At 61.4% G+C, this 25739-nt stretch carries 25 protein-coding genes; 8 read left to right on the plus strand and 17 right to left on the minus strand.

The window, feature by feature from the left end; translation table 11 throughout:
• Positions 1-22 precede the first annotated feature (22 nt).
• The 4 genes from BLT85_RS15720 to trxA form a co-directional block, all read right to left on the minus strand.
• Positions 23-1006 carry a 2Fe-2S iron-sulfur cluster-binding protein gene (locus BLT85_RS15720; RefSeq protein ID WP_093396732.1) on the minus strand — a complete coding sequence of 328 codons (984 nt, stop codon included), beginning with the start codon at positions 1004-1006 and terminating at the stop codon, positions 23-25.
• Positions 1003-2469: a 4-hydroxy-3-polyprenylbenzoate decarboxylase gene (gene ubiD / locus BLT85_RS15725; protein ID WP_093396735.1), complete on the minus strand. Its 1467-nt coding sequence runs from the start codon at positions 2467-2469 to the stop codon at positions 1003-1005. The genes BLT85_RS15720 and ubiD overlap by 4 nt, the downstream gene beginning before the upstream one ends.
• A gap of 171 nt (positions 2470-2640) precedes the next feature.
• Complete coding sequence (gene rho, locus BLT85_RS15730; protein ID WP_093396738.1) at positions 2641-3906, minus strand: transcription termination factor Rho; 1266 nt, start codon at positions 3904-3906, stop codon at positions 2641-2643.
• Positions 3907-4120: 214 nt separating this feature from the next.
• Entirely contained in the window at positions 4121-4447 is a 327-nt protein-coding gene (gene trxA, locus BLT85_RS15735; RefSeq protein WP_093396741.1) for a thioredoxin TrxA, read from the minus strand.
• Positions 4448-4594: 147 nt separating this feature from the next.
• Between trxA and ppx the strand changes: the two genes are divergently transcribed.
• Positions 4595-6100: an exopolyphosphatase gene (ppx, locus tag BLT85_RS15740; protein WP_093396743.1), complete on the plus strand. Its 1506-nt coding sequence runs from the start codon at positions 4595-4597 to the stop codon at positions 6098-6100.
• On the opposite strand, the gene ppk1 is transcribed toward ppx, so the two are convergent.
• The 3 genes from ppk1 to BLT85_RS15755 are packed head-to-tail and all read right to left on the minus strand — an operon-like array spanning position 6079 to position 10585.
• On the minus strand, positions 6079-8256 hold the full coding sequence (gene ppk1, locus BLT85_RS15745) for a polyphosphate kinase 1 (RefSeq protein ID WP_407920180.1): 2178 nt from the start codon (positions 8254-8256) through the stop codon (positions 6079-6081). The genes ppx and ppk1 overlap by 22 nt on opposite strands.
• A gap of 40 nt (positions 8257-8296) precedes the next feature.
• Positions 8297-9310, minus strand: coding sequence for a porphobilinogen synthase (gene hemB, locus BLT85_RS15750; RefSeq protein WP_093396749.1), 1014 nt, complete (start codon positions 9308-9310; stop codon positions 8297-8299).
• 42 nt (positions 9311-9352) lie between these two features.
• Complete coding sequence (locus BLT85_RS15755) at positions 9353-10585, minus strand: GGDEF domain-containing protein (protein WP_093396752.1); 1233 nt, start codon at positions 10583-10585, stop codon at positions 9353-9355.
• Positions 10586-10841: 256 nt separating this feature from the next.
• On the opposite strand from BLT85_RS15755, the gene BLT85_RS15760 reads away from it, so the two are divergent.
• Positions 10842-11402, plus strand: coding sequence for a DUF6436 domain-containing protein (locus BLT85_RS15760; protein ID WP_093396755.1), 561 nt, complete (start codon positions 10842-10844; stop codon positions 11400-11402).
• A 16-nt stretch (positions 11403-11418) separates the two neighbouring features.
• Positions 11419-12927 carry a methyl-accepting chemotaxis protein gene (locus BLT85_RS15765; protein WP_093396758.1) on the plus strand — a complete coding sequence of 503 codons (1509 nt, stop codon included), beginning with the start codon at positions 11419-11421 and terminating at the stop codon, positions 12925-12927.
• Position 12928: 1 nt separating this feature from the next.
• Here BLT85_RS15765 and BLT85_RS15770 read toward each other — a convergent pair whose 3' ends face one another.
• A complete protein-coding gene (locus BLT85_RS15770; protein WP_093396761.1) occupies positions 12929-13375 on the minus strand; it encodes a YaiI/YqxD family protein in 447 nt (148 codons plus the stop codon).
• A gap of 28 nt (positions 13376-13403) precedes the next feature.
• Complete coding sequence (locus BLT85_RS15775; protein WP_093396763.1) at positions 13404-15320, minus strand: ATP-binding cassette domain-containing protein; 1917 nt, start codon at positions 15318-15320, stop codon at positions 13404-13406.
• Between the two features lie 45 nt (positions 15321-15365).
• Between BLT85_RS15775 and BLT85_RS15780 the strand changes: the two genes are divergently transcribed.
• Entirely contained in the window at positions 15366-15881 is a 516-nt protein-coding gene (locus BLT85_RS15780; RefSeq protein WP_157718192.1) for a TIGR02444 family protein, read from the plus strand.
• On the opposite strand, the gene BLT85_RS15785 is transcribed toward BLT85_RS15780, so the two are convergent.
• The 6 genes from BLT85_RS15785 to BLT85_RS15810 all read right to left on the minus strand — a co-directional run bounded on the left by BLT85_RS15785 (position 15878) and on the right by BLT85_RS15810 (position 18856).
• Entirely contained in the window at positions 15878-16393 is a 516-nt protein-coding gene (locus BLT85_RS15785; RefSeq protein WP_093396767.1) for an AlgP family protein, read from the minus strand. The genes BLT85_RS15780 and BLT85_RS15785 overlap by 4 nt on opposite strands.
• A gap of 17 nt (positions 16394-16410) precedes the next feature.
• Positions 16411-16884, minus strand: a complete 474-nt coding sequence (rsd, locus tag BLT85_RS15790) for a sigma D regulator (RefSeq protein WP_093396770.1) — start codon at positions 16882-16884, stop codon at positions 16411-16413.
• Positions 16885-17007: 123 nt separating this feature from the next.
• Positions 17008-17523: a disulfide bond formation protein B gene (locus tag BLT85_RS15795; RefSeq protein ID WP_093396771.1), complete on the minus strand. Its 516-nt coding sequence runs from the start codon at positions 17521-17523 to the stop codon at positions 17008-17010.
• A 106-nt stretch (positions 17524-17629) separates the two neighbouring features.
• Positions 17630-18127: a protein-export chaperone SecB gene (gene secB / locus BLT85_RS15800; RefSeq protein WP_093396774.1), complete on the minus strand. Its 498-nt coding sequence runs from the start codon at positions 18125-18127 to the stop codon at positions 17630-17632.
• 46 nt (positions 18128-18173) lie between these two features.
• Positions 18174-18431 (minus strand): glutaredoxin 3, encoded by a 258-nt coding sequence (grxC, locus tag BLT85_RS15805; protein ID WP_093396777.1) that lies wholly within the window; start codon positions 18429-18431, stop codon positions 18174-18176.
• A 2-nt stretch (positions 18432-18433) separates the two neighbouring features.
• Positions 18434-18856, minus strand: coding sequence for a rhodanese-like domain-containing protein (locus tag BLT85_RS15810; protein WP_093396780.1), 423 nt, complete (start codon positions 18854-18856; stop codon positions 18434-18436).
• 177 nt (positions 18857-19033) lie between these two features.
• Here BLT85_RS15810 and gpmI point away from each other — a divergent pair, with 177 nt between their 5' ends.
• From gpmI to BLT85_RS15830, 4 genes are read left to right on the plus strand one after another with little or no spacing between them, the layout of a single operon-like run.
• Entirely contained in the window at positions 19034-20572 is a 1539-nt protein-coding gene (gene gpmI / locus BLT85_RS15815; RefSeq protein WP_093396783.1) for a 2,3-bisphosphoglycerate-independent phosphoglycerate mutase, read from the plus strand.
• A 12-nt stretch (positions 20573-20584) separates the two neighbouring features.
• Complete coding sequence (locus tag BLT85_RS15820) at positions 20585-21769, plus strand: murein hydrolase activator EnvC family protein (protein ID WP_093396786.1); 1185 nt, start codon at positions 20585-20587, stop codon at positions 21767-21769.
• A gap of 49 nt (positions 21770-21818) precedes the next feature.
• On the plus strand, positions 21819-23120 hold the full coding sequence (locus BLT85_RS15825; protein WP_093396789.1) for a S41 family peptidase: 1302 nt from the start codon (positions 21819-21821) through the stop codon (positions 23118-23120).
• Positions 23121-23134: 14 nt separating this feature from the next.
• Positions 23135-24091, plus strand: a complete 957-nt coding sequence (locus tag BLT85_RS15830) for a divergent polysaccharide deacetylase family protein (protein ID WP_157718193.1) — start codon at positions 23135-23137, stop codon at positions 24089-24091.
• On the opposite strand, the gene hisF is transcribed toward BLT85_RS15830, so the two are convergent.
• Positions 24088-24861, minus strand: coding sequence for an imidazole glycerol phosphate synthase subunit HisF (gene hisF / locus BLT85_RS15835; protein ID WP_093396794.1), 774 nt, complete (start codon positions 24859-24861; stop codon positions 24088-24090). The genes BLT85_RS15830 and hisF overlap by 4 nt on opposite strands.
• Positions 24862-24940: 79 nt before the next feature.
• A complete protein-coding gene (gene hisA / locus BLT85_RS15840; protein ID WP_093396798.1) occupies positions 24941-25693 on the minus strand; it encodes a 1-(5-phosphoribosyl)-5-[(5-phosphoribosylamino)methylideneamino]imidazole-4-carboxamide isomerase in 753 nt (250 codons plus the stop codon).
• Positions 25694-25739: the final 46 nt, after the last annotated feature.

Raw genomic sequence — 25739 nt, forward strand, 5'->3', positions numbered from 1 at the left:
GGGGCTTGCCTGGCCTGGCGGGTCATTCGCCTAGCGCTTCTCGGGGTGCATACGAAAAAACGTCGGCACGCATCCTTTGCTCAGGCATGCCGGCGGCGACCAGGGTATCCAGCGTCGCATACACCATCGGCGGGGAGCCGCTCACGAATACCTCATATTCACCGAGGCTGGTCAGATCGGCGCTGACTGCCTGCGGCAACAGACCCTGACGGCCAGGCCAGGCCGCGTCATCACTTACCACCTGATGCAGGTAAAGGTTGGGCTGGTTGGCCCAGCTGTTCCAGAACGGCGCCTGGTAAAAGTCCGTCGCCTCGCGTACGCCCCAGTACAGGTGGATCGCTCGGTCGAAACCGCGAGCCAGACAATCTTCGATAATGCTCTGCATCTGTGCCAGGCCGGTCCCGGCCGCGATGAGAATCAGCGGCTTGTCCGGCAGCTGGCCAACGTGGCAATCGCCCAGCGGCACCTTGATACGCGCAATTCGATTGCGGCGCAGATGCTCCACCAGCGCGATAGTGGACTGCTCGCGCGCGAGAATCTGCAGCTCGAGTTCCCTGTTGTCGTTCGGCGCTGAGGCGATGGAGAACGCTGAGGACTCGCCATCGTCGCGCTCGAGCAGCAGATATTGGCCGGCGTGGTGGCGCAGAGGCTTGCCTGCAGGTGTGCGTAACAGGACTCGCCATACACCTGCGCCGATATCGGTACAGTCGACGACCTGACAGGCAAGGCTGCGCAGCGGAAGCTCGTTCGGGCCCAGTACGTTTTCCCAGTTCAATTCGCAGTCATCCAAAGGTCTGGAGATGCAGGTGTATAGCTCACCTTGATCAACGATGGCATCCCTCTGTCGTGCAGTGCCACTGATCAGGTTGGCCGCACAGATATGGCAATTGCCGTTGCGGCAGCTCTGCGGCACGTCGAACCCAAGGCGTTGCGCCGCGGCGAGAATGGTTTCGCCCGGAAGCAGGTCGATCTCGTGTCCGGACGGTTGTAGCTTGACCTTGGTCATTCGATTCCCAACTCGTTCCAGATGGCGTCTATGCGCTCTGTTACCGCTGTGTCCTGCTTGATCGCCACGCCCCATTCGCGGGTCGTCTCTCCCGGCCACTTGTTGGTCGCGTCAAGTCCCATCTTGCTGCCCAGGCCGGACACTGGCGAGGCGAAGTCGAGGTAATCAATCGGCGTATTGTCGATCATCACAGTGTCGCGCTTGGGATCCATGCGCGTGGTAATCGCCCAGATCACGTCGTTCCAGTCCCGCACGTTGACATCGTCATCGGTGACGATAACGAACTTGGTGTACATGAACTGGCGCAGGAAGGACCAGACACCGAGCATCACACGCTTGGCGTGGCCAGGGTACTGCTTTTTCATCGAGACGACCGCCATGCGGTACGAGCATCCCTCGGGCGGCAGGTAGAAGTCGGTGATCTCGGGAAACTGTTTTTGCAGGATGGGTACGAATACTTCGTTCAACGCCACGCCGAGAATTGCTGGCTCATCCGGTGGGCGGCCGGTGTAGGTACTATGATAGATCGGCTTTTCGCGCTGGGTAATGCGCTCGATGGTGAAAACCGGGAAGCGGTCCACCTCGTTGTAGTAGCCGGTGTGATCGCCGAACGGACCTTCGTCCGCCATGTCGCCAGGGTGGATGACGCCCTCCAGGACGATTTCCGCGCTAGCCGGGACCTGCAGATCCGAACCGCGGCATTTCACCAATTCGGTGCGCTGACCGCGCAGAAGGCCGGCAAACGCATATTCGGACAGCGAGTCCGGGACTGGAGTCACCGCGCCAAGAATGGTCGCTGGATCGGCGCCCAGCGCCACGGCCACTGGAAAGGGCTGGCCTGGATGCTTGTCGCACCATTCCTTGAAATCCAGTGCGCCGCCACGATGGCTGAGCCAGCGCATGATCACCTTGTTACGGCCAATCACCTGCTGGCGATAAATACCCAGATTCTGCCGATCCTTGTTCGGGCCCTTGGTGACGACCAGGCCCCAGGTGATCAGCGGGCCAGCGTCTCCAGGCCAGCACGTCTGCACCGGGATACGGCCCAGATCGACGTCATCGCCTTCGAATACCGTGGCCTGGCAGGGGGCGTCACGCACCACCTTGGGAGCCATGGAAATGACCTTCTTGAAGATAGGGAGCTTGGACCAGGCGTCCTTCAGGCCCTTCGGCGGATCAGGTTCCTTCAGAAAAGCCAGCAGCTTGCCAATCTCGCGAAGTTCGCTGACCTCATCAGCCCCCATGCCCAGCGCGACCCGTTCGGGTGTGCCGAACAGGTTGCCAAGTACTGGCATGTCGAAGCCTGTAGGATTCTCGAACAGCAGAGCGGGGCCGCTCTTGCGCAGGGTGCGATCGCAGATCTCGGTCATTTCCAGAATCGGCGAAACCGGTGTCTGGATGCGCTTCAACTCGCCCTTCTGTTCAAGGGCCCGGATGAAATCGCGTAGATCGGAATATTGCATCTGAGCTTCAAGCCTCAAGCGGCAAGCGGCAAGCTGAACGGAGCCAGCGAGCCGCTTGGAAGTTTGACCTGCTGCACAGTGAGCCATCAGCCAGGCGGCAGAAACAGAGCAAAGTGCTACCGATCTGCGCGGCTGGCTTGCCGCTTGAAGCTGATAGCGTGCAGCCGCGGTTTAGTTCTTGCTGCGCTTCATCGACTGGAAGAATTCGTCGTTGGTCTTGGTGTCCTTCAGACGGTCGAGCAGGAATTCGATGGCGGCGATCTCGTCCATGGAATGGAGGATCTTGCGCAGAATCCACATGCGCTGCAGCTCGTCTTCGCTGGTCAGCAATTCTTCGCGGCGGGTACCGGAGCGGTTGATGTTGATTGCAGGGAAGGTGCGCTTCTCGGCGATCTTGCGATCCAGATGGATCTCCATGTTGCCGGTGCCCTTGAATTCCTCGTAGATCACCTCGTCCATCTTCGAGCCGGTGTCGACCAGCGCGGTGGCGATGATGGTCAGGCTGCCGCCTTCCTCGATGTTCCTTGCTGCACCAAAGAAACGCTTGGGCTTTTCCAGCGCATGCGCGTCAACACCACCGGTGAGGACCTTGCCGGAGCTCGGGATAACTGTGTTGTAAGCACGTGCCAGACGGGTGATGGAATCGAGCAGAATGATCACGTCCTTCTTGTGCTCGACAAGGCGCTTGGCCTTCTCGATGACCATTTCGGCCACCTGCACGTGACGGCTCGGCGGTTCGTCGAAGGTCGAAGCAACCACTTCGCCGCGCACCGTGCGTTGCATTTCGGTCACTTCCTCGGGGCGCTCGTCGATCAGCAGAACGATCAGATGACACTCGGGGTTGTTACGCGCGATGTTCGAGGCGATGTTCTGCAGCATCAGCGTCTTGCCAGCCTTCGGCGGTGCGACCAGCAGACCGCGCTGACCTTTGCCGATCGGCGCGCACAGATCGATGATCCGCGCCATCAGGTCTTCGGTGGCGCCGTTGCCGGCTTCCATCACCAGTCGATCGTCAGGGAACAGCGGCGTCAGGTTCTCGAAGAGAATCTTGTTCTTGGTGTTTTCCGGCTTGTCGAAGTTGATCGAGTCGACCTTCAGGAGCGCGAAGTAGCGCTCGCCATCCTTCGGCGGCCGGATCTTGCCGGAAATGGTATCGCCCGTGCGCAGATTGAAACGGCGAATCTGGCTGGGAGAAACGTAGATATCGTCGGGGCCGGCAAGATAGGAAGAGTCAGCCGAGCGGAGAAAACCGAAACCATCTTGAAGAATTTCCAGGACGCCATCGCCGTGGATGTCTTCACCGCCTTTCGCATGTTTCTTGAGGATGGCGAAAATCACATCCTGCTTGCGTGATCGGCCCATATTCTCGAGGCCCATCTGATCGGCGATTTCTAACAGTTCGGTAATGGGTTTTTGCTTGAGTTCGGTCAGGTTCATAGATTTGATGGTTCAGGCGTCTTTCGGCAGGACGGTTAGTAACAGGCCGCCATTGGGAATGGGGCGATGGGTTTGGCTGAAGTAGGGAAGCCAGTGCCACGGGGTGTGACAGGGAATTGGAAAGCAAATCTAGCACTGCTCTGGACAGGCGTCTAGCGGAAAAGCCCAGAAAATTCGCCCCCTGCAGAAAAAATAGAGGGGGCGGAACCAAGCCTCAGATATTGCTGTCGAGGAAGGCTGTCAGTTGCGATTTGGACAGCGCGCCAACCTTGGTCGCCTCGACATTGCCGTCCTTGAACAGCATCAGCGTGGGGATGCCGCGTACGCCATACTTGGGCGGCGTATCAGCATTCTCGTCGATGTTCAGTTTGCAGATCTTCAGCTTGCCGTTGTAGTCCTTGGCAATTTCGTCCAATACCGGCGCGATCATCTTGCACGGGCCGCACCATTCAGCCCAGTAATCCACCAGCACCGGGCCATCGGACTTGAGTACTTCGCTTTCGAAGCTGCCGTCGGTGACATGCACGATCAAATCACTCATGAGTCTCTCCAAGGATATAGGGGGCAGAATGGAAGTCATCATAGCACCACCCTGCGGATCTGCGAAAGGCGACATCGGGCTGCCGCGTTAGCACGGAAAAGTGCCTCCGGCGGTGCTAGAATCCGGTCAGGTTATTCACGGGAGCGCATGGTGCAGACAGAACAGCCGGACTTTCCGCTGGTAGCGGCAATCGATCTGGGCTCGAACAGCTTCCATATGGTTTTGGCGCGTGTCGATCACGGTGAAATCAAAATCCTCGAGCGACTCGGGGAGAAGGTCCAGCTGGCGGCCGGGCTCGATGACGATGGCAACCTGACCGAAGAGGCGATGCAGCGCGGCCTGGACTGCCTGCGTCGTTTTGCGCAGCTTATCAACGGGTTGCCCGAAGGCGCAGTACGCATCGTAGGAACCAACGCGTTGCGCGAAGCGCGCAATCGCAGCCAGTTCATCCGCCAGGTGCGGCAGATCCTCGGCCACCGGGTAGACGTCGTGTCCGGCCGGGAAGAGGCGCGGCTGATTTATCTGGGCGTCGCCCATACGCTCGCTGACGACGCCGGAAAGCGCCTGGTTGTGGATATCGGCGGGGGCAGTACCGAATTCATCGTCGGCGAGCGATTCGAGTCGATTCTTCGGGAGAGTCTGTCGATTGGTTGCGTATCCTTCAGCCGGCGATATTTTTCCGATGGACGCATCACGCCGTCACGCTACGCCGAGGCGTATACCGCCGCGCGCCTGGAGCTGATGCAGATCGAGCAGGCGGTCCAGCGGCTCGACTGGCTGGAGGCGGTCGGCGCCTCGGGTACCATCCGTACCATAGGCCAGTGCCTGCAGGCAGCCGGCATGGGGCAGGGCGAGGTCACCCGCGACGGCCTGCAGTGGCTCAAGCGACGGGTGATCAAGCTCGGGCAGATCGACAAGCTCGACCTGCCCGGCCTGAAGGTTGATCGGCGTCCCATCCTTCCTGCCGGGCTGGCTATTCTCGAAGCCGTCTTCGAAGCCTTGAGCGTTGACGTGATGTACCACTCGGAGGGAGCGTTACGCGAAGGGGTGCTCTACGATCTGCTCGGCCGGCATCAGCACGAAGACGTCCGCGAGCGCACCTTGAGCGCGCTGATCGAGCGCTACCATGTCGATAACGACCAGGCTGCGCGCGTCGAATCCAAGGCGGTCAGGCTGCTGAACAAGGTGGCTGAAGCCTGGGGGCTGACTGACCCGAAGTACGCCGCCCTGCTTCGCTGGGCGGCCCGCGTGCATGAGGTAGGCATGGACATTGCCCATCACCAGTATCACAAGCACGGCGCCTACCTGATCGAACATTCTGACCTGCCGGGGTTTTCGCGGCAGGAGCAGCAATCCATATCGCTGCTCATCCGCGGTCATCGGCGCAACCTGCCGAGCCAGGATCGGCTGAGTGATTTCGGCGAAGAGGCGCAACCGTTGCTGCGCCTGAGTATGCTGTTGCGCCTGGCGATCCTTTATCACCACATCCGCGGCTACCAGGAAATGCCGGCGCTCGACGTGGAAGCGTCGGGCGATACGCTCAGTGTGGCTTTTCCGGAGGGCTGGTTGGACAGCAACCCGCTCACCCAGGCCGACTTCCAGCAGGAAATGCAGGCCTGGGAGAAGGTGGGTTACACGCTCAGCGTGCGTTGAGGCGAGTTGCCCAGCTTGTCGAGCAGCGTGCTTTGCGCGCTGCGGGCAAGCTGGTTGCCTGAAGGGCTGCTGCGCACGTAACTGCCGTCAGGCTGCAGAATCCAGCTCTGCGTATTATCGGTCAGAAACACCTGCAGTTCTTGCTTGGCCCGCGTGATCAGCTTCTTGCCTTCCAGCGGGAAGCAGGTCTCAACGCGCTTTTCCAGGTTTCGCTCCATCATGTCGGCACTCGACAGCCAGACCTGGTCCTGACCTTCATTGAGGAAGTAGTACACCCGGCTGTGCTCAAGGAACCGGCCGACGATGGACCGCACATTGATGTTATGCGACACGCCGGGAATGCCGGGGCGCAGGCAGCACATGCCTCGCACGATCAGATCGATCCTCACCCCCGCCTGCGATGCCTTGTACATCGCCTTGATGATCTTGGCGTCGGTCAGTGCGTTGACCTTGGCGATGATCTGCGCGGGCTTGCCGGCCTGTGCCGCGAGAGTTTCCCGGTTGATCAGCTCGAGCAACCGCTTTTTCAGCGTAAAAGGCGCCTGCAGCAGCTTCTTCATGCGCAGGGTCTTGCCCATGCCGATCAATTGGTTGAACAGTTTGTGCACGTCTTCCGTCAACGCCAGATCGGAAGTCAGGATGCTGTAGTCGGTGTATAGCCGGGCATTGCCGGCGTGGTAGTTGCCGGTGCCGAGGTGAGCATAGCGGCGCAGCACCTTGTCTTCGCGGCGCAGGATCAACATCATCTTCGCGTGGGTCTTGAAGCCGACCACGCCGTAAATGACGACCGCACCCGCCTGTTGAAGGCGGCTCGCCAGCTGCAGGTTGGATTCTTCATCAAACCGCGCACGCAGCTCGATCACCACCGTGACTTCCTTTCCGTTTCGCGCAGCATCCACCAGCGCGTTGACGATTTCAGAGTTGGCACCGGTGCGATACAGCGTCTGCTTGATCGCCAGCACATTCGTATCCTGCGCGGCCTGGCGCAGCAGGTCGACCACCGGACTGAACGATTCGTAAGGATGCAGCAACAGGATGTCCTGCTTGCTGATCGCCTGGAACAGGTTGTCGGCGCTGGACAGAAGCTTGGGTATGCCGGGGCTGAATGGCGGGAACTGCAGTTCCGGATGGTTCTCGAGCGCGGTGATGGAAAACAGCCGGGTCAGGTTGACCGGACCATTGACCTCGTAGAGCTCCGCCTCGCTGAGCCCGAACTGCTTGAGCAGGAAATCAGTCAGCGGTTTCGGACAGTTGTCAGCTACCTCCAGGCGCACCGCATCGCCGTAGCGACGCGAGAGCAACTCGCCACGCAGGGCGCGGGCCAGATCGTCCACTTCGTCGGGGTCCACGATGAGGTCGGCGTTACGGGTGAGACGGAACTGGTAGCAGCCAAGGACCTTCATGCCGGGGAACAGTTCATCGGCGTGCGCGTGAATCATCGACGAGAGGAAGACGAACGCGTCGCCGCCAGCTTCGCACAGCTCTTCCGGGAGACGTATCAGGCGCGGTAGCGAACGCGGGGCGGGAATGATCGCCAGACCGGAATCGCGGCCGAAGGCGTCGGTGCCTTCGAGCTGGACGATGAAGTTCAGGCTCTTGTTCACCAGCAGCGGGAACGGATGGGTGGGGTCGAGGCCGATCGGACTGATTACCGGAGCGACTTCCTGGCGGAAATAGCGGCGCACCCACAGGGTCTGCTTGTGCGTCCACTGGTGCCGGCGTGCAAAGCGAATGCCTTTCTCAGCCAATTGAGGCAACAGAACATCGTTGAGGATGGCGTACTGGCGATTGACCTGCTGATGCGCCAGTTCGCTGATCTTGGTCAGCACCTGCTGCGGCTGCAGGCCGTCAGGACCGGTCTGTTCGCGGGCAAAGGTGATCTGTTTTTTCAGACCGGCGACGCGAATTTCGAAGAATTCGTCCAGGTTGCTGGAAAAGATCAGCAGGAATTTCAGCCGTTCAAGAATCGGATAGGACTCATCGAGCGCCTGTTCCAACACGCGTATGTTGAACTGCAACTGCGACAGCTCACGGTGGATGAACAGCTCGGGGGCATTGATATCGGCGGCTGGTGCGGCGGGCTCGGCAGGTGCGGTCAATGCCGGTGCGCTACGCACCACTGGCAGTGACTGCGCCGGGTCCTTCGCTTCGCTCATCTCGCCCCCGCTCTTGAGTTCCTGCATGAATTCCTCTTGGTTAGTTCGACTGTCGCAGCTGACGGGCTGCGGTCTTGGCAAAATAGGTCAGAATGGCGTCCGCGCCGGCGCGCTTGATCGCGGTCAGCGATTCGAGAATTACTGCCTCGCTCAGCCAGCCGTTGGCAATGGCGGCCTGGTGCATAGCGTATTCGCCGCTCACCTGGTAGACGAAGGTCGGGACCTTGAAGGTCACCTTCACGCGATGGACGATGTCCAGATACGGCATGCCGGGCTTGACCATCACCATGTCGGCGCCCTCGGCGAGATCTTGCGCCACTTCGTGCAGAGCTTCATCGGTATTCGCCGGATCCATCTGGTACGTGGCCTTGTTGCCTTTGCCCAGATTGCCCGCCGAGCCCACCGCGTCGCGGAAGGGTCCATAGTAGGCGCTGGCATATTTTGCCGAGTACGCCAGGATGCGGGTGTTGGTGTAACCGGCTTCTTCCAGCGCATAACGCATGGCGCCGACGCGGCCATCCATCATGTCCGACGGCGCGACGATGTCGGCACCTGCTTCGGCGTGCGACAGCGTCTGCTTGACCAGCGTCTCGACGGTGATGTCGTTGAGCACGTAGCCGGCGTCATCGATGATGCCGTCCTGGCCGTGCGTGGTGAACGGGTCCAATGCTACGTCAGTGATCACCCCTAGCTGCGGAAACGCCTGCTTCAGCGCCCGCGTGGCGCGTTGGGCAAGACCTTCGGGGTTATACGCTTCAGCAGCATCCAGCGACTTGCGCTCGATCGGAGTGACGGGGAACAGCGCTACAGCCGGAATGCCCAGTTCGACCAGTTCGGCGGCCTCTTCGACCAGCAGATCGATCGAAAGCCGGTCGACACCGGGCATGGAAGGCACGGCTTCGCGCTGGTTTTCACCTTCGAGAACGAATACGGGGTAGATCAGATCGTCGACGCTCAGGCGCGTCTCGCGGACCAGGCGACGGGAAAAATCGTCACGCCGCAACCGCCGCAGGCGGCTCAGCGGAAACTGGCGATTTGCAGGATCAAAGCTCACTGGAACTCCCGGGATGCCGGAAAGGCACCTATCTGGTTGACGTTATACGTCCAGATTATGACGGAATTGCGACAGCAAGCGTAAGGCCATCTCGTCCTGTAGCTCCTGGTCCGGCTCGCTGGCCAGTTCGACGCGGTTGCGCCCAAGCGCCTTGGCGCGATACAGCGCGGCGTCTGCAACGCCGACCAGCGTGTCGAAACTGTAACCGTGCTGGTCCGTGCAAGCCACGCCCATGCTGACGCTCAGGGCAACGGGGATTTCGTCGTTCTGCCAGGGCTGGGCGCAGAGCGCCTGGCGGATGCGCTCGGCGACCTGGACCGCGCTTTCGGTGTCCAGTCCGGGCAGCAGCAGAATGAATTCTTCTCCGCCAAATCGACCCAGCAGATCGTCGTTACGCAAATGCTGGCGGACGCGGCCGACCAGATGACACAGCACGGCGTCGCCGGTCTGATGGCCGAACTTATCGTTGATGCGCTTGAAATGATCGGCGTCGAGCATGATCAGCGTGGTCGGGTAGGCCTGCTGGTTGGCCAGTTCGAGCACTGCCGAAGCCTGCTCCTGCAGACTGCGACGGTTCAGCGTATTGGTCAGTGCGTCGCGTTCGGACAAATGATGCAGAGCGATCGTGGTCCGGTAATGCGTCATCAGAATGAAGCCGCAGGCCAGCCCGATCTGCGCCACCATTGCGCCGAGTAGCGTGACGCTCTGCATCGGTACCAGGCTCGCCTCAGGCGAGGAGGGCAGGAATGTGAAGCTCAGGGCGGCACGAAACGCCAGGCCGACCGCGCAGAACAGGGCGGTGAAGCCGGTGAACCAGTAAGCGGTTCGCATCGGTTGTTCGGCGGGGATAAGCAGCTCGCGAGCACAGAGCAGGCTCATCCCGGAAAGGATGACCGAAGAGATCACAATGCGTGCCGGCACATGGTCAATATGGAAGCGGAACACCCACATCAGCAGCATCACGGTCAGCGCTGCAATCACAGGCCCTGTCTGCGGCTGGGTCTGGCCCTTGAAAGCGCGGATACCCAGCCAGGTGACGCCGATGCCCAGGGTCATCAGGGTATAGGCGAACACCACCGACAGTCCGTGGTGGATATGGTCCTGATACACGTTCAGAACCAGTCCGAGCATGATGGCGAAGTTGCCTAGCGCCCAGTGCCGCAGACCTTTTTCGCTGCCGGCGTGCCAGGCGGCCACGCACAGCAATAGCGTCATGCTCAGAGTAACCAGCGACAGGGCTACTCCAAGTGTGACAACGTCAAGTTCTCCAGGCATGGGGAAATATCTTCCTTGTCCGGCTGGGAATGTGCCGGATACTGCTTGTATCCAAAATAGGAATTCCGCTCAGAAGGGCAACCATAGCAGCAGACCGTCGATCGCATGCGCGGTTCCCAGCGGAAATGTGGCGGAGTTAGCAGTTGATAGTCGGGCCGATGAACGGCGATCCGGTTTTTCTATTGGGCGGCGATGCATGGCGCTCTCTACAGTGCGGCCAGTGCAGCGTTCACCACCACCAGCAGCGAGGCTTTCAATGACTACAGGCAAGGGCACGATCTGGCGGGCAGTGCTGACTGCTGCTCTGCTGGTGGTCTGGCTCGCCGGGCTGGTCTGGGCGTTCTGGTGGTACGAAGGCCGCTACGTGAGGGCTTTCGACCGTCCTGCACTGTTCGACGGTGTCAGCGTCGAGCCGCCATTTCCCGCAGGCCAGGTCCAGGTAGTGCATGTATGGCAATCCGGCTGCCCCTGTAATGCCGGCCATGAGCGGTATGTCGCGGAGATGACCGAGCGGTTTACCGCCGAGGGGGTCAAGTTCGCTCGTGCCGGCTCGGCAAGTAACGAAAATATGGACAGTCCGTTCAAGGAATTGCCCTATTGGCCGATACCCTCAGAGTGGGCCGACTGGCCTGGCGCTCCGTCTATCGCTATCTGGGACGCCTCCGGTCGGTTGGCATATGTCGGGCCTTATAGCGACGGCATGCACTGCAACAGCCAAAGCAGTTTTGTAGAGCCAGTAATACGGACATTGCTGTCGGGCCGATCGGTCAACATCACCTCGCAGGACACGGTGTCCTGCTTGTGTGAGCTCCAGTAACCGGAACAGCATACGAATGAACACCCTCGGCAGTTCTTCCTCCCTCGGGCTGGAAGGGTTGTACCTGAAAGCCGACCGCACCATGCTCGGTGTCCTCTGGATCACGCTGCTTTATTCTTTTGCGCTTGCCGCCTGGCATCAGACCTGGATGCAGGCACTGCTGGTTGGCGGTGGCACGCTGGCGGTGATGCACGGTCTGCATGCGCTTATTCGCGGGCAGCGGCTCTTCCGGTGCATGGTCGCGGTGGCGCTGATGGTGATGTCGGCGCTGCACATCAACCAGAGTCACGGCGCCGTGGAGATGCATTTCTCCATTTTCGTACTGCTGGCCTTCCTCATTTATTACCGCGACTGGCTGCCGATCGTAGTCGGGGCTGGAGTGATCGCGGTGCACCATCTAGCCTTCTTCTATCTGCAAAGCCAGGCAGCGGGAGTCTGGCTTGCTGCAGAGGCGACCTGGGGATTGGTATGGGTTCACGCCGGTTACGTTGTGGTCGAGGCTGCGGTGTTGATCTATCTGGCCCAGCAGAGCATGCAGGATGCGCAGGAAGGCCTGGCCCTCAGCGAGGCCACCGCGAACATCACTGGCGGACGCAACGGCATCGATCTCAGCTACCGGGTGCCGATCCAGTCGCCAGCGATGGATGCATTCAACAACTTCGTAGGTCAGTTGGGGGGCGTTGTCGGCGGCGTGCAGAGCGGGCTCCGCCAGTTGGGCGAGCTGAGCTCGGACGTTACCGGCAAGTCGGTCCAGGTTCGCCAGGGTGCAGACCTGCAGGCGAACGAGGCGAGCTATATGGTGCAGGCAATCGGCGAGCTGAGCGCGGCGACGTCTGAGGTGGCCCGAAATGCTGAAGAAGCGGCGCACGCGGCACGCAACGCGGACGAACATGCACTGAAGGGTAATCAGGCGATGCAGCGGATCAAGCAGGAGGTCGCTTCGTTGCACCAGGATATCGGCGTGACTGGTGAAGCCGTCGAAGGCACTGCGCGGATCGCAGCGGATATACACCAGGTCGTCGATGCCATACGCGGTGTGGCCGAGCAAACCAATCTGCTGGCGCTGAATGCGGCCATCGAGGCTGCACGGGCCGGTGAGCAGGGCCGTGGGTTCGCCGTGGTCGCCGACGAGGTTCGAAACCTGTCGCAGCGCACCTCGAAATCCACCGCCGAGATTCAGGATTTCATTACTCGTTTGCAGGAAGCATCAGGCGCCGCTACCCAGGCGATGGTTCGCAGTCGGGCATCGGTGGGGCGTTGCCTGGATTCGGCAGACTCCAGCGCGCAAATGCTTCAGGGTATGGTCGGAGAAATTGCCCATATTTCCCAGCTCAACGAGCTGATCGCGACCGCGACGCAACAACAGGCGGCTGTTGGCGATGACTTAGCCAAGCACGTACACGGCGTTCGTGAAGTTGCCACGTCCAACGCTGGTCAGGCGGTCGAGCTGGCCTCGCTGGCAGATCGGCTGGATACCTTGCGTAGCGAGCTTGATCAGCAGGTCAGCCAGTTCATCATTCGTTGAGTCAGAGCTGCGCGAGCAGGCGGTCCAGGGAGTTGGCGAATGCCTGTTTGTCACGGTCGTTGTAGGGCGCCGGGCCGCCGCGGCCGGCGAGGCCGGCGCCGCGCAACTCGTCCATGAGGTTGCGCACGGCAAGGCGCTCACCGACGTTCGATGCGTCGTAGACGACCCCGCGCGGGTTGATGGCGACGACGTTCCGCTCAACCAGTCCGGCGGCCAGCGGGATATCGGCGGTCACCACAAGGTCACCGGGGCGGGCATTGTCGATGATGTAATGATCCGCCGCGTCGGCTCCGCTGGGTACGGTCACTTGCCGGACGCCCGGCCCCGGCGGAAGCTGCTGAGGGCTGTTGGCGACCAGGACCAGTTCGATCTGGCGGCGCCGGGCGGCGCGTACGACGATGTCGCGAACCGGTCGCGGGCAGGCGTCTGCATCTATCCACAAAGTCATGGCGTCGGTTCCGCTGTGGTCTGGGTTGTCAGAATTCGGCGCTGGCCTGCAACGATTCCATTTCTTCGCTGGCGTCCAGCCATTGGGCTTCGAGCGTTTCCAGCTCCTGCTTGCGGCTGGTCTGGCGCGCCAGCAGCTCCTTGAGCCGATCCTTGTTCTCCGTTTGATAAAGCGACGTGTCGCCCAGTGCCGATTCGATTTCTTCCAGCTCACTATTGAGCCGGGACATCGACTGCTCGAGCTTGTCGATGGCCTTTTTCATTGGTGCCAGCCGCTGCCGCTGCTCCGCCGCCAGGCGCCGCTGAGCCTTGGCGTCGACTTTCGGTTGCTCCGGATCCTCGGCCGTTCCGTCTGCCTGAGATTGCGCCTGCTGCTGGCGGAAGCGTGCCAGCCAGCGTGTGTACGTATCGAGGTCGTCTTCATAGACTTGCAGGCGCCCATCGGCGACCAGCCACAGCTCGTCGGTGGTGTCGCGGATCAGTGCGCGATCGTGCGACACCAGCAGCATCGCTCCATCAAAATCCTGAAGCGCCAGAGTCAATGCGTGGCGCATTTCCATGTCGAGGTGGTTGGTCGGTTCGTCGAGCAGCAACAGGTTGGGCTTCTGCCAGGCAATCAGTGCCAGGGCGAGGCGCGCCTTCTCGCCACCCGAGAAATGCCTGACTGGCTCCTCGGCTCGGTCGCCATGGAAGTCGAAGCCACCGATAAAATTGCGCAACGTCTGCTCGCGCTCCTGCGGGGCAAGACGAGCCAGGTGCAGCAATGGGCTGGCTTCGGGATCGAGGCTGTCCAGCTGATGCTGGGCGAAGTAGCCGATGGCCAGATGTTCGCCGGTTTTCAGCTCGCCGGCTTGCAGCGGCAAGCTGCCCGCCAGCGTTTTGATCAACGTCGACTTGCCGGCTCCATTCGGGCCCAGCACGCCGATACGCGCGCCTGGTGCAAGCTGCAGCTTCACCTGCTCGAGAATGGCCTGTTCGCCGTAACCGAGCTGGCCCTTGCGCAGGTCGAGTAGGGGGCTGGACTGCTTGTCCGCCTCGCGGAAGCTGAACGAGAAGGGCGAGTCGATGTGCGCCTGACTCAATACCTCCATCCGCTCGAGAGCCTTCAGCCGGCTCTGCGCCTGACGTGCCTTGGTCGCCTGGGCGCGAAACCGAGCGATGTAGCGCTGCATGTGTTCCCGCTGCGCCTGCTGCTTTTCGAACGCAGCCTGCTGCTGCGCGAGACGCTCGGCCCGGGTACGCTCGAACTGCGAATAGCTTCCGCGGTAAAGAACCAGCTGCTTTTGGTCTACGTGCACGATGCTTTCGATCACCGCGTCGAGAAAATCGCGATCGTGGGAAATCAACAACAGTGTACCGGAGTAGCTTCTCAGCCAGTCCTCCAGCCAGAGAATGGCATCGAGATCCAGGTGGTTGGTCGGTTCGTCGAGCAGTAGCAGGTCGGAAGGACACATCAGCGCCTGGGCAAGGTTCAGGCGCATCCGCCAGCCGCCGGAAAAATCACCGACCCGTGCCTCGGTCTGCTCGCTGGTGAACCCGAGGCCGGCGAGCAGCGTCCGGGCGCGGCTGTCGGCCGTGAAGCCATCATGCGATTCCAGTTCGGCGTAGACTGTGCCGAGCCGCTCAGCGTCCTGACGTGCTTCGGCCTCGGCCAGCCGCTTCTGAATGTCTCGAAGGCGCTGGTCGCCGTCGAGAACGTAATCCACCGCGTTGCGCTCGAGATCTTCGATTTCCTGGCGCATATGCGATAGCCGCCAGTCGTCCGGTAGCGAGCAACTGCCGGCATCCGGCGTGAGTTGGCCGCGCAGCAGTGCGAACAGGCTGGACTTGCCGGCACCATTGGTGCCGAGCAGGCCGACCTTCTGGCCCGGATGAATGGTCAGGTTGGCATTGTCCAGCAGTCGCAGCGGGCCGCGCTGCAACGTAAGAGATTCGATCTTGATCATGGCTGCGGAGTATATCAGCGAGGATCACCAGGGAGTATGAAAGGTATGACTATGTCAGATATCGGCCTGCAGGCGTTCGCCGATGGGTTCTACCGCCAGCCGGAAGCGCAGGCGCTATTGCTTGAATGCCAGGACCGTTGGGGGATGGACGTCCTGTGCCTGCTCGGAGCCTGCTGGCTGGCCTCCTCGGGCCGAAAGCTGGACGTCGATGACTGGCGTCAGGTTCTGGCCGGACAGGCGCATTGGCGCGACGAGGTAATCGAGCCGCTGCGTCGGGCGCGCCGCGGGATCAAGCCGATCGTCGAGGCAAGTGAGCTGTATCGACAGGTCAAGCAATGCGAGTTGAGTGCGGAGTGGTTGGCGCTGGAATGGTTGGAGCCGAGCCTGGACAGGCATGCTGCAGTCTCCGGCGAATCAGTCGAAACGACCGCTCGCGAGGCGATTGCGGCCTACTGCGAGGCTTCAGCCGTTACCCAGGAAGCACCGCCATCGCAGGTTCGCGATGCGCTGGCAGCACTGGCCGCCAACTGGCGCGCCGATATCAGCGCGCCCGGGGCTTAAGCGCTGGGGTCGGCCTGCTTGGCGGGGCTCTTGCGACCCCGGTTGCGGCGCGGCGCGCGGCGGGGTTTGTCTTCTTCAGCTGCAGCCTGGGGGTTGTCCCGCTTGTCGATGGCCTGGTTGACCTGTGTCTCGATTCGATCGAAACCCTTGGCCAGGCGCAGCGTCTGGCGGATATCACCCTTGAGTTGCTTGATATAGGTTTCGGCAGCCTCACGAGACTGACCGAGGTCCGACATCGCCTGCTCCAGTTCCTCGACCTTGTCCTGAGCCTTGGACACCGACTTGTTCTCGGCTCCGCTTTGCCTGGCGCTCAGCTTGTCCCTGGCCTCGACAAGCTTCGCATCGAGTTTGGCATGCTGCCGATTGATCTTCTCCAACGCCTTGTGCGCGTCCTGCTCGGCCTGCTGGCACGCCTCGCCAAGGTGATCCTTGAGCGAACGGGTCAGGGTTTGTAAAAGGTGCAGGGGAGTGGTGACCTTCCCGGTCTTTTTCGCTTCGCTTGCTTGTGCCACAGGCGACTCCATGTTTGTCAACTGGCTGCCAATACAGCCCGGTGGGCGTTATGCAGTACTTCGATGAGACAATCTTCCAGCTCGAATCGCTCGTGCAGCATCGCGCCAAGCGTGTGCAACCTCGCCTGCATATCCGGCTCGTCCACACCATTGGCGGTGTTGGCGTAGCGGTCATTGAAGGCCACGGCTTCCTGAGTGATGGTTTCGATGCGCGGGTAGACCTGACGGACCAGCTCCAGCCCGCGTTCGTTCTGGAAGTCTTCCGCTTCGCGGATCAACTGTTCGTAGATCTCGAAGTGACCCGCAGATACGTAATCCACCAGCACGTCACAGAAGGATTCGAGGGCCTGGTCGGGGTTCTCTTCAGGCGGGGTCCGGTCGCGAAGGTCAACGTATTCGCTGATCAGTTGCTTGCGTTCGGACAACCAGCGGTCGACCAGCTGATTGACCCCGCCCCAGCGTTCCTGGGCTGTAGTGCAGCTCTCCAGCATCTTCCACCTCTTCTATGAGCGGCCGGCGCATCGGGCCGGTAAAACCGTCGTGATCGTTATGGTGGCAACAGCATAGGCCAGTCGACGCAGCAGCATCAATACCACGTAAGTTGCGCGAAAAGTTCAATCACGTGAACGAAAAATCTGTACCAGCCCGAAGATCGTGAAGCCAATGAACGCGATCAGCGTGCACTCGGCGATACTCAGACCCAGGAACGTCCAGGTCACCGCGGCGCAATCGGCCGTCCCGCTGAACAGCAGACCGAGCATGTCGTGCAGTGGAAGCACGTCCATCATGTAATCGAGGCTGGGCAGACAGGAGGGCAGTTGTTCGGCGGGCTGATATTGCAGCCACACCTGCCGGCCGGCGATGGCGGCGCCCAGGCCGGCGAACAGGGTGGTTGCTACGCCGTAGGCGCGCGCCGCGCCAGCGCGCCCGCGACCGTCCCGGGGCGCCGGGTTATGAATCACCGCAGCGAGGCAGGTCAGTCCGATGAGTACGAAGGCAATTCGCTGAATGATGCACAGCGGGCAGGGCAGCAAGCCCATGTAATGCTCCATGTACAGAGCGATCAGCAGCAGCACGATACAGATGATGAAAGCGAGAAGATAAAGCAGGCGCGAGGCAGGCAGGGTCATGCTTGTTTCCGTCAGGTTTGAAACTGGTGGCCTACCATAGAGCAGAGCCCCGACGGAGACAAGACACAGCACCGGCTGGCGGGAGTTGCCAGCCGGTTTTGGTCGATCAGGCGGTCTGTTCGCCTTCCTGCGCGCGGCGCTGTTCAGCCTGCGCATACAGCGCATCGAAGTTGACCGGCGACAGCATCAGGGGAGGGAAGCTGCCACGCAGAACGAGGTTGTCGATCGCTTCACGAGCATACGGGAACAGGATGTTCGGGCAGAAGGCGCCGAGGGTGTGGCGCATCGAAGCCTCGTCCAGTCCGTTGATGGCGAAGATACCGGCCTGCTGCACTTCGGCGATGAAGGTGACTTCGTCGTCGCCGTTGGTCACGGTGGCGGAGAGGCTCAGGACTACCTCGTGGACGCCTTCCTGGAGCTGGCTGTGCCGTGTATTCAGGTCCAGGTTGACCTGCGGGTTCCACTGGCTCTGGAATACCGAAGGTGCCTTTGGGGACTCGAAGGACAGATCCTTGACATAGATGCGCTGCAGGCTGAACTGCACCTGCTGGTTGCCCTGCGCAGCGCCATTGGCGGCTTGATTGTTCTGATTTTCGTCGGCCATGTGCGGTCCTTATGCGTGTATCGTTGGGTCTTGAAAAAAGAGATGTTCAGCCGGTCAGCATCGCATCCAGTTTGCCGGCGCGCTCGAGCGCCATGAGCTGATCACAGCCGCCGACATGGTGATCATTGATCCATATCTGCGGTACCGAGGTGCGGCCACCGGCCAGCCGAGTCATTTCGGCACGCACGTCAGGCTTGCCGTCGACGCGGATTTCCCGGTAATCGACCTTCTTGGCGTCGAGCAGGTGCTTGGCTCGAATGCAGAAAGGACAGAAATCGCTGCTGTAGATCGTGACGTCGGACATAGTCATTTCACCAGGGGTAGATTGTCGGCTCGCCAACCGCCGATCCCTCCAGCCAGTCTGTGGACATGCTCATGGCCTGCCGCCTTGAGTTGCTTGGCGACCGACCCGGCATGCTGGCCGTTGGCGCAAACCAGGATGATGGGTTTGTCCTTGTACTTGTCCAGTTCTACCAGACGCTTCTGCATGCTGTCATGGGGAATGTTGATCGATTCGACGATATGCCCGCCCGCGAACTCCTTCTTCGAGCGTATGTCCACCACCTGCGCATCGTTCTTGTTGATCAGGGCTGTCGCCTGCTGGGTAGTGATTGCCTTGCCGGCCTTGCGACCCTCGGTAACGATCAACAAGGTGAGCACAACCAGAAAAGCCGTGGTCAAGATATAGTGGTTGCCGATGAACTCGATGAGGTGCTGGAGAAACTGCATGGGATGGTCCCGGATCGATAAAGTCCGCCAGTATACACAGCACCCCCTAGTGGCAGAACCACCCACGCGAATGACATGCCTGCACTTGGCAAGTAAACTGATTGCACCACGCCTGTCCGCCCCTGCGGTCTGCCGGCGGGTGCGCTTCCGAGAACCCAACCTGTGAGTCCCCTCAGTATGACAGCTGCTCCAAAACCCTTGGTCCTGATGATTCTCGATGGCTTCGGACACAGCGAATCGCCCGATTCGAACGCCATCATGGCCGCGAACACCCCTGTTTGGGATACGTTGCTGGCCACGGCCCCGCATACGCTGGTTTCCGGCTCGGGAATGGACGTGGGTTTGCCGGACGGGCAGATGGGCAACTCCGAGGTCGGACACATGAATCTAGGGGCGGGCCGGGTGGTGTATCAGGATTTCACCCGTATCACCAAGTCGATAGCCGGCGGCGACTTCTTCGAGAATCCGGTGCTGTGCGAGGCGGTGGACAAGGCGGTCGCAGACGGCAAGGCCGTCCATATTATGGGCCTGGTATCGCCGGGCGGCGTACACAGTCACGAATCACAGGTTGTCGCCATGGTCGATCTGGCTGCCCGTCGCGGTGCCGAACGCATCCTGGTACACGCGTTCCTCGATGGCCGCGACACCCCGCCGAAGAGTGCAGAACCATCGCTGACGATGCTCGACGAGGCTTATCAGCGCCTGGGCAAGGGCCGCACCGCGAGCCTTATCGGCCGTTATTACGCGATGGACCGGGACAATCGCTGGGAGCGCGTCGAGGCTGCCTACAACCTGATTACCGAGGGCCAGGCCGAGTACTCCGCGGCTACCGCCAGCGAGGGTCTTTCCGCTGCCTACGAGCGTGGCGAGAGCGACGAATTCGTCAACGCAACGGTCATCGGCGAACCGGTACGGGTCGAAGACGGCGATGCGGTGGTGTTCATGAATTTCCGCGCTGACCGCGCCCGTGAGCTGAGTCGTGCATTCGTGCAGCCGGATTTCTCCGGTTTCGAGCGTAAGCGCTCCCTGCTGCTTGCCGGCTACGTCATGCTGACGCAATACGCTGCCGACATTCCGGCTCCCTGCGCCTTCCCGCCGTCTTCGCTGGACAACGTGCTCGGCGAATATCTGGCCAAGCAGGGCAAGACCCAGTTACGCATTGCCGAGACAGAGAAATACGCGCATGTCACCTTCTTCTTCTCCGGTGGCCAGGAGGAGCCCTTCGAAGGCGAAGAACGCATCCTGATTCCGTCGCCCAAGGTAGCTACATACGATCTGCAGCCTGAAATGAGCGCACCCGAGGTCACCGACAGAATCGTCGAGGCAATCGAGCAGCAGCGTTATGACGTGATCATCGTCAATTACGCCAACGGTGACATGGTTGGGCATACCGGTGTTTTCGACGCTGCGGTAGCAGCAGTCGAATGCCTGGATGGCTGTATCGGTCGTATTCAGAGTGCGCTGCAGAAGGTCGGTGGCGAGGCGTTGATCACCGCCGACCATGGCAATGTCGAGCAGATGTCCGACGATTCGACAGGCCAGGCGCACACCGCGCATACCTGCGAGCCGGTTCCCTTCGTCTATATGGGGCCGCGCCAGGTCGAGCTGCGGGAGGGCGGAATCCTTTCGGACGTCGCGCCGACCATGCTGAACCTGCTGGGACTTGAGCAGCCGAGCGAAATGACCGGCCGCTCCATCGTCACCCGGGTGGCTTGAAACGGAGCCTGAATGAACCGAAGCAGAGGGTCATCCGGCGGCGCATCGATCCGGTGCGCCGCCGCGATCGCCGGCGTTCTGCTGGCCTGCACGGTCACGCCTGCCCAGGCTGATGACAAGCGGGAAGCGCAGGCCGAACTGAAGCAGACCGAGGCCGAGATCAACCGGCTGAAGACGATGCTTGGCAATCTCAAGCAGGAGATGTCCGGCCTCGAGTCGGAGCTCAAACAGAGTGAAACCGAGATCGGTCGGCTGCGGCAGGAAACCCGTGAAATCGAAAACCAGATCGAAGAAGGCGAGACCCGACTCGATGATCTGACCGAGCAGGCCGAACGCCTGCATGCTGCGCTCGAGGCGCAGCAGTCGCAGATTGCCCGTCAGGTGCGCGCCGCCTATATGGCCGGCAATCAGGATTACCTGAGGGTCATGCTCAATCAGGACGATCCCGCCCGGATGGCGCGCATGATGCAGTATTACCGCTACGTCAATGCGGCCCGCCTCGAGGAGATCGACCAGTACCGGCAGACTATCGAGCAGATCCATCAGGCCAGCGCGGCGATCGTTGCCGAGCAAGCCCAGCTGCAGAAGAATCGCGAACGACTTGCCGAACGCCGTCAGAGCCTGGAAGCAGAGCGGGCCAAGCGCGGCGAGCTGCTCGCTTCTCTCGACCGGCGCAGTCGTAGTGAAGGGCAGCGTCTTCAGCAGCGCCAGGCCGAGCGGGCAGAGCTAAACAAACTGATCAAGTCGCTCGACGAAGCGGTAACTAGCATACCGACCCCTGCCGGAAACCAGCCCTTTACCCAGGCCAAGGGCAAGCTGCCGCTACCCGCCAAAGGCACCATAAAGGCTCGCTTCGGTAGCCAGCGTGGCGATGATGCCCGGCTGAAGTGGGACGGCGTGCTGATCGCTGCCTCCGAAGGCACGCCAGTGCATGCAGTGCATGGCGGGCGGGTGGTATTCGCCGAGTGGCTGCGCGGCTCCGGACTATTGATGATCCTCGATCACGGCAATGGCTACCTGAGCCTGTACGGGCACAATCAGAGCTTGCTCAGGGAAGTCGGAACCTGGGTCAAGCCGGGCGAAACCATCGCTACGGTGGGTAGCAGCGGCGGGCTTGGGAACCCTACCCTGTATTTCTCGATACGCCATCAGGGCCGCGCGCTTGACCCGCTCGCCTGGTGTATGCTGTCCGGATAAACGCAGCGGCCCGTCCCAGGCGCGCCGATCAAGACCAGTGGAGATTCAGATGACTGCAGCTCGTACCCTGTTGGCTTCGTGCCTGAGTCTGGCACTGGTCTCGGTTCCCGTCGGCGCCCAGGAGCCTGGCGCGGTTCAGGCCGCTCCCGAGCAGGCGGCACCGGCTCCGCTTCCGCTGGACGAGCTGCGCACCTTCGCCGAAGTCATGGAGCGCATCCGCTCTGCCTATGTCGAGCCGGTCGATGACGTCACCCTTCTCAATAATGCGATTCGCGGCATGCTCGAAGGGCTCGACCCGCATTCGGATTACCTCGATCCAGAAGATTTCAAGGGGCTACAGGACAGCACCAGCGGTCAGTTTGGCGGCCTGGGCATTGAAATCGGACTGGAAGAGGGTTTGTTGCGGGTAATTGCGCCGATCGATGACACGCCTGCCGCGCGGGCCGGGATCCAGCCTGGCGACCTGATCATGATGATCGACGACCAGCCGGTGAAAGGTATGAGCCTGGTCGAGGCAGTGGAGAAGATGCGTGGGCCGGCCGGCTCCAGCGTTACCCTGACCATCGTTCGTGAAGGCGATAAGCCGTTCGAAGTCGAGCTCGAGCGCGCCATCGTCAAGGTCAAGAGCGTGCGTACCGAAACGCTCGACCCCGGCTATGCGTACCTGCGCATCAGTCAGTTCCAGACCAATACCGGTGACGAGGTGCGGCGAAGCCTGCAGCGCCTGACCAGCGAAAATGACCTCAAGGGCATCGTGCTCGACCTGCGCAACAACCCAGGCGGTGTGCTGCAGGCGGCGGTCGAAGTGACGGACAGCTTCATCGATGAGGGTTTGATCGTTTACACCAAGGGTCGCCTGCCGAATTCCGAGATGCGATTCAGTGCGACCAGCAATGCACCGGCTGGAGATGTGCCGCTGGTGGTGCTGATCAACGGCGGTTCGGCGTCGGCTTCGGAGATCGTTGCCGGTGCTCTGCAGGACCACGGCCGTGCGATCATCATGGGCACCGACAGTTTCGGCAAGGGCTCGGTACAGACGGTCCTGCCGCTCAACAACGACCGTGCCCTGAAGCTGACCACTGCTCTGTACTACACGCCGGACGGCCGGTCGATTCAGGCGCAGGGTATCGTGCCGGACATTCGTGTCGAGCGCGCCAAGGTGACCGTCGATCCGGAGCAGGCCTCGGCCTACCGCGAAGCGGATCTGGCGCGCCATCTGAACAACGTCAGCGGCGAAGAGCGGCCAACGGTGCGCACGCCGGTTACCGAGCGCACCGAGCGCGATAGCGACTACCAGCTCAACCAGGCATTGAACCTGCTTAAAGGTCTGAATATCTCCCGCAAGCAATGAGGCCAGCGCGGATCTTGCTGCTGGCGTCGCTGCTGGCAGGCTGCGACACGCCCGAGCCATCGTTGCAGCGGGACGAGGCCGGTGCGGGGAATGCCCCGGCCCCGCGTCTCGCTGCGACGCCTGAGCGTGATCGTCAGCGTGTCGAGTGGATCCGCCTAGAGCATGCGGGCTGGCGTCAGGTCGAGGCGCCTGCGCCGGTCATTTCCGATACTCCCGCGATCGCCGACATCTCCGCGACGCCATCCGAGCCCATCCCCGCGGCACCTGCGTTGGCAATCATTATCGATGACGTCGGCCATGGTTATGCCGCCGGACGGCATCTGATCGATCTGCCTTTTCCGGTCGCGCTGGCAATACTTCCCTACACCCCGGCTGGCCCGCGCCTGGCAGCCGAGGCTGCATCGGCCGGCAAGACGGTGATGTTGCATCTGCCAATGGAGAACCTGGCGGGTTCGTCCCCCGGTCCGGGCGGCCTGTACGCGCACATGGACGAGCAGGAATTCATGCGCACGCTCGAAGAGACGCTGGACAGCCTGCCGAGTGTTCAGGGCGTGAATAATCACATGGGTAGTCGCCTCACCGCCCTGCGGCCACAGATGGACTGGGTGATGGCCGAGTTGGCCGAGCGCGGGTTGTTTTTTATCGACAGCCGCACCCAGGCAGCTACCCAGGCGGCGTTCGCCGCGCAGGCGCAGGGCGTGCCGAGTCTGTCCCGCGACGTTTTTCTGGATAACACGCGCAACGCCCAGGCGATGGAGGCGGCGTTGCAGGTGGCGTTGGGCAGGGCGCGCCGCCAGGGATTCGCAGTACTGATCGGCCACCCGTACCCGGAGACCCTGGCATTTCTCGCCTCGCGAGTTGCCCAGGTGCCTGAACGGGATGGGGTGCAGTTGGTGTCGCTGGAAAGCCTGTTTACCCGGCAGTCGCCGCTTGTTCAGCCCGTGCTGCCGCAGGCAGGCCTTCAGCGTTAGAGGCGCATCTCGATGCCGCGTTCGGCCATGTATGTTTTGGCCTCGCGTACGCTGTATTCGCCGAAATGGAAGATGCTCGCGGCCAGCACCGCATCTGCTCCACCTTCGATTACGCCGTCCGCCAGATGTTGCAGGTTACCGACGCCTCCCGACGCAATGACCGGGATGTGCAGGGCGTCGCTGATGGCCCGGGTCACGCCCAGGTCGTAACCGCTTTTGACGCCATCCTGGTCCATGCTCGTGAGCAGAATCTCGCCAGCGCCCAGTTCCTGCATCTTCCGCGCCCACTGTACGGCATCCAGCCCGGTCGGCTTGCGCCCGCCGTGAGTAAAAATCTCCCAGCGGCCTGGCTCGCCTGGCGCCGACACGCGCTTGGCATCAATCGCCACCACGATGCATTGCGAACCAAAGCGGTCAGCCGCCTCGGCAACGAACTCAGGCGTGAACACTGCTGCAGTATTGATGGAGACCTTGTCGGCACCTGCGTTGAGCAGGTTGCGAATGTCACTGACCGAGCGCACCCCGCCACCGACCGTCAGCGGAATGAAGACCTGACTGGCCATGCGCTCGACCGTGTGCAGCGTGGTGTCGCGCTCCTGATGGCTGGCAGTGATGTCCAGAAAGGTAATCTCGTCGGCGCCCTGTTCGTTATAGCGACGGGCGATCTCCACCGGGTCGCCGGCGTCACGGATGTTTTCGAACTTGACGCCCTTGACCACGCGACCGTTGTCCACGTCGAGGCAGGGGATGATGCGTTTCGCCAGAGGCATTGAGCTTTCTCCGAAAGCAGCTGCAAGCGCTGAGCTTCAAGCTGCAAATAAACCAGAAACCTGCACGAACAACTGCCGCTTACGGCTTGTCGCTTGCCGCTGCTGCTTCGTCGCAGAGCGCCTGCGCTTCGGCCACATCCAGCGTGCCCTCGTAGATCGCTCGGCCAGTGATGGCGCCAACGATCCCTGGGGCACCGGCATCAAGCAGAGCCTGGATGTCGCCGAGGTTATGAATGCCGCCCGAGGCGATCACCGGGATCGAGGTGGCGTTGGCCAGTGCTGCTGTGGCTTCGACGTTGCAGCCTTGCATCATGCCGTCCTTGGCGATGTCCGTATAGACGATCGCCGAGACGCCATCGGCCTCGAACCGTTTGGCCAGATCGATCACCTGGACGCTGCTGACCTCGGCCCAGCCATCGGTGGCGACGAAGCCGTCCTTGGCATCGAGGCCGACAATGACCTTGCCCGGGAAGGCGCGGCAGGCTTCGCCGACGAATTCCGGCTGCTTGACCGCCTTGGTGCCGATGATCACGTAGCTTACCCCGGCGCGAACGTAGTGCTCGATGGTTTCGAGTGAGCGGATGCCCCCGCCGATCTGGATCGGCAGGTTCGGGTAGGCACGGGCAATCGCGGTAACCACCTCGCCATTCACCGGCTGGCCTTCGAAGGCGCCGTTCAGGTCAACCAGGTGCAGTCTGCGACAGCCAGCCTCCACCCACTTTGCGGCCATGGCTACCGGGTCGTCGGAAAATACCGTGGCGTCGTCCATCAGGCCCTGGCGCAGACGGACGCAGGCGCCGTCCTTGAGATCGATAGCGGGGATGATCAGCATCGCTTTTTTCCTTCGGAAAAAGAGCCTCAAGCTTCGAGCTCCAAGC

Source organism: Halopseudomonas xinjiangensis (genome assembly GCF_900104945.1).
GTDB classification, from domain to species: Bacteria; Pseudomonadota; Gammaproteobacteria; order Pseudomonadales; family Pseudomonadaceae; genus Halopseudomonas; species Halopseudomonas xinjiangensis.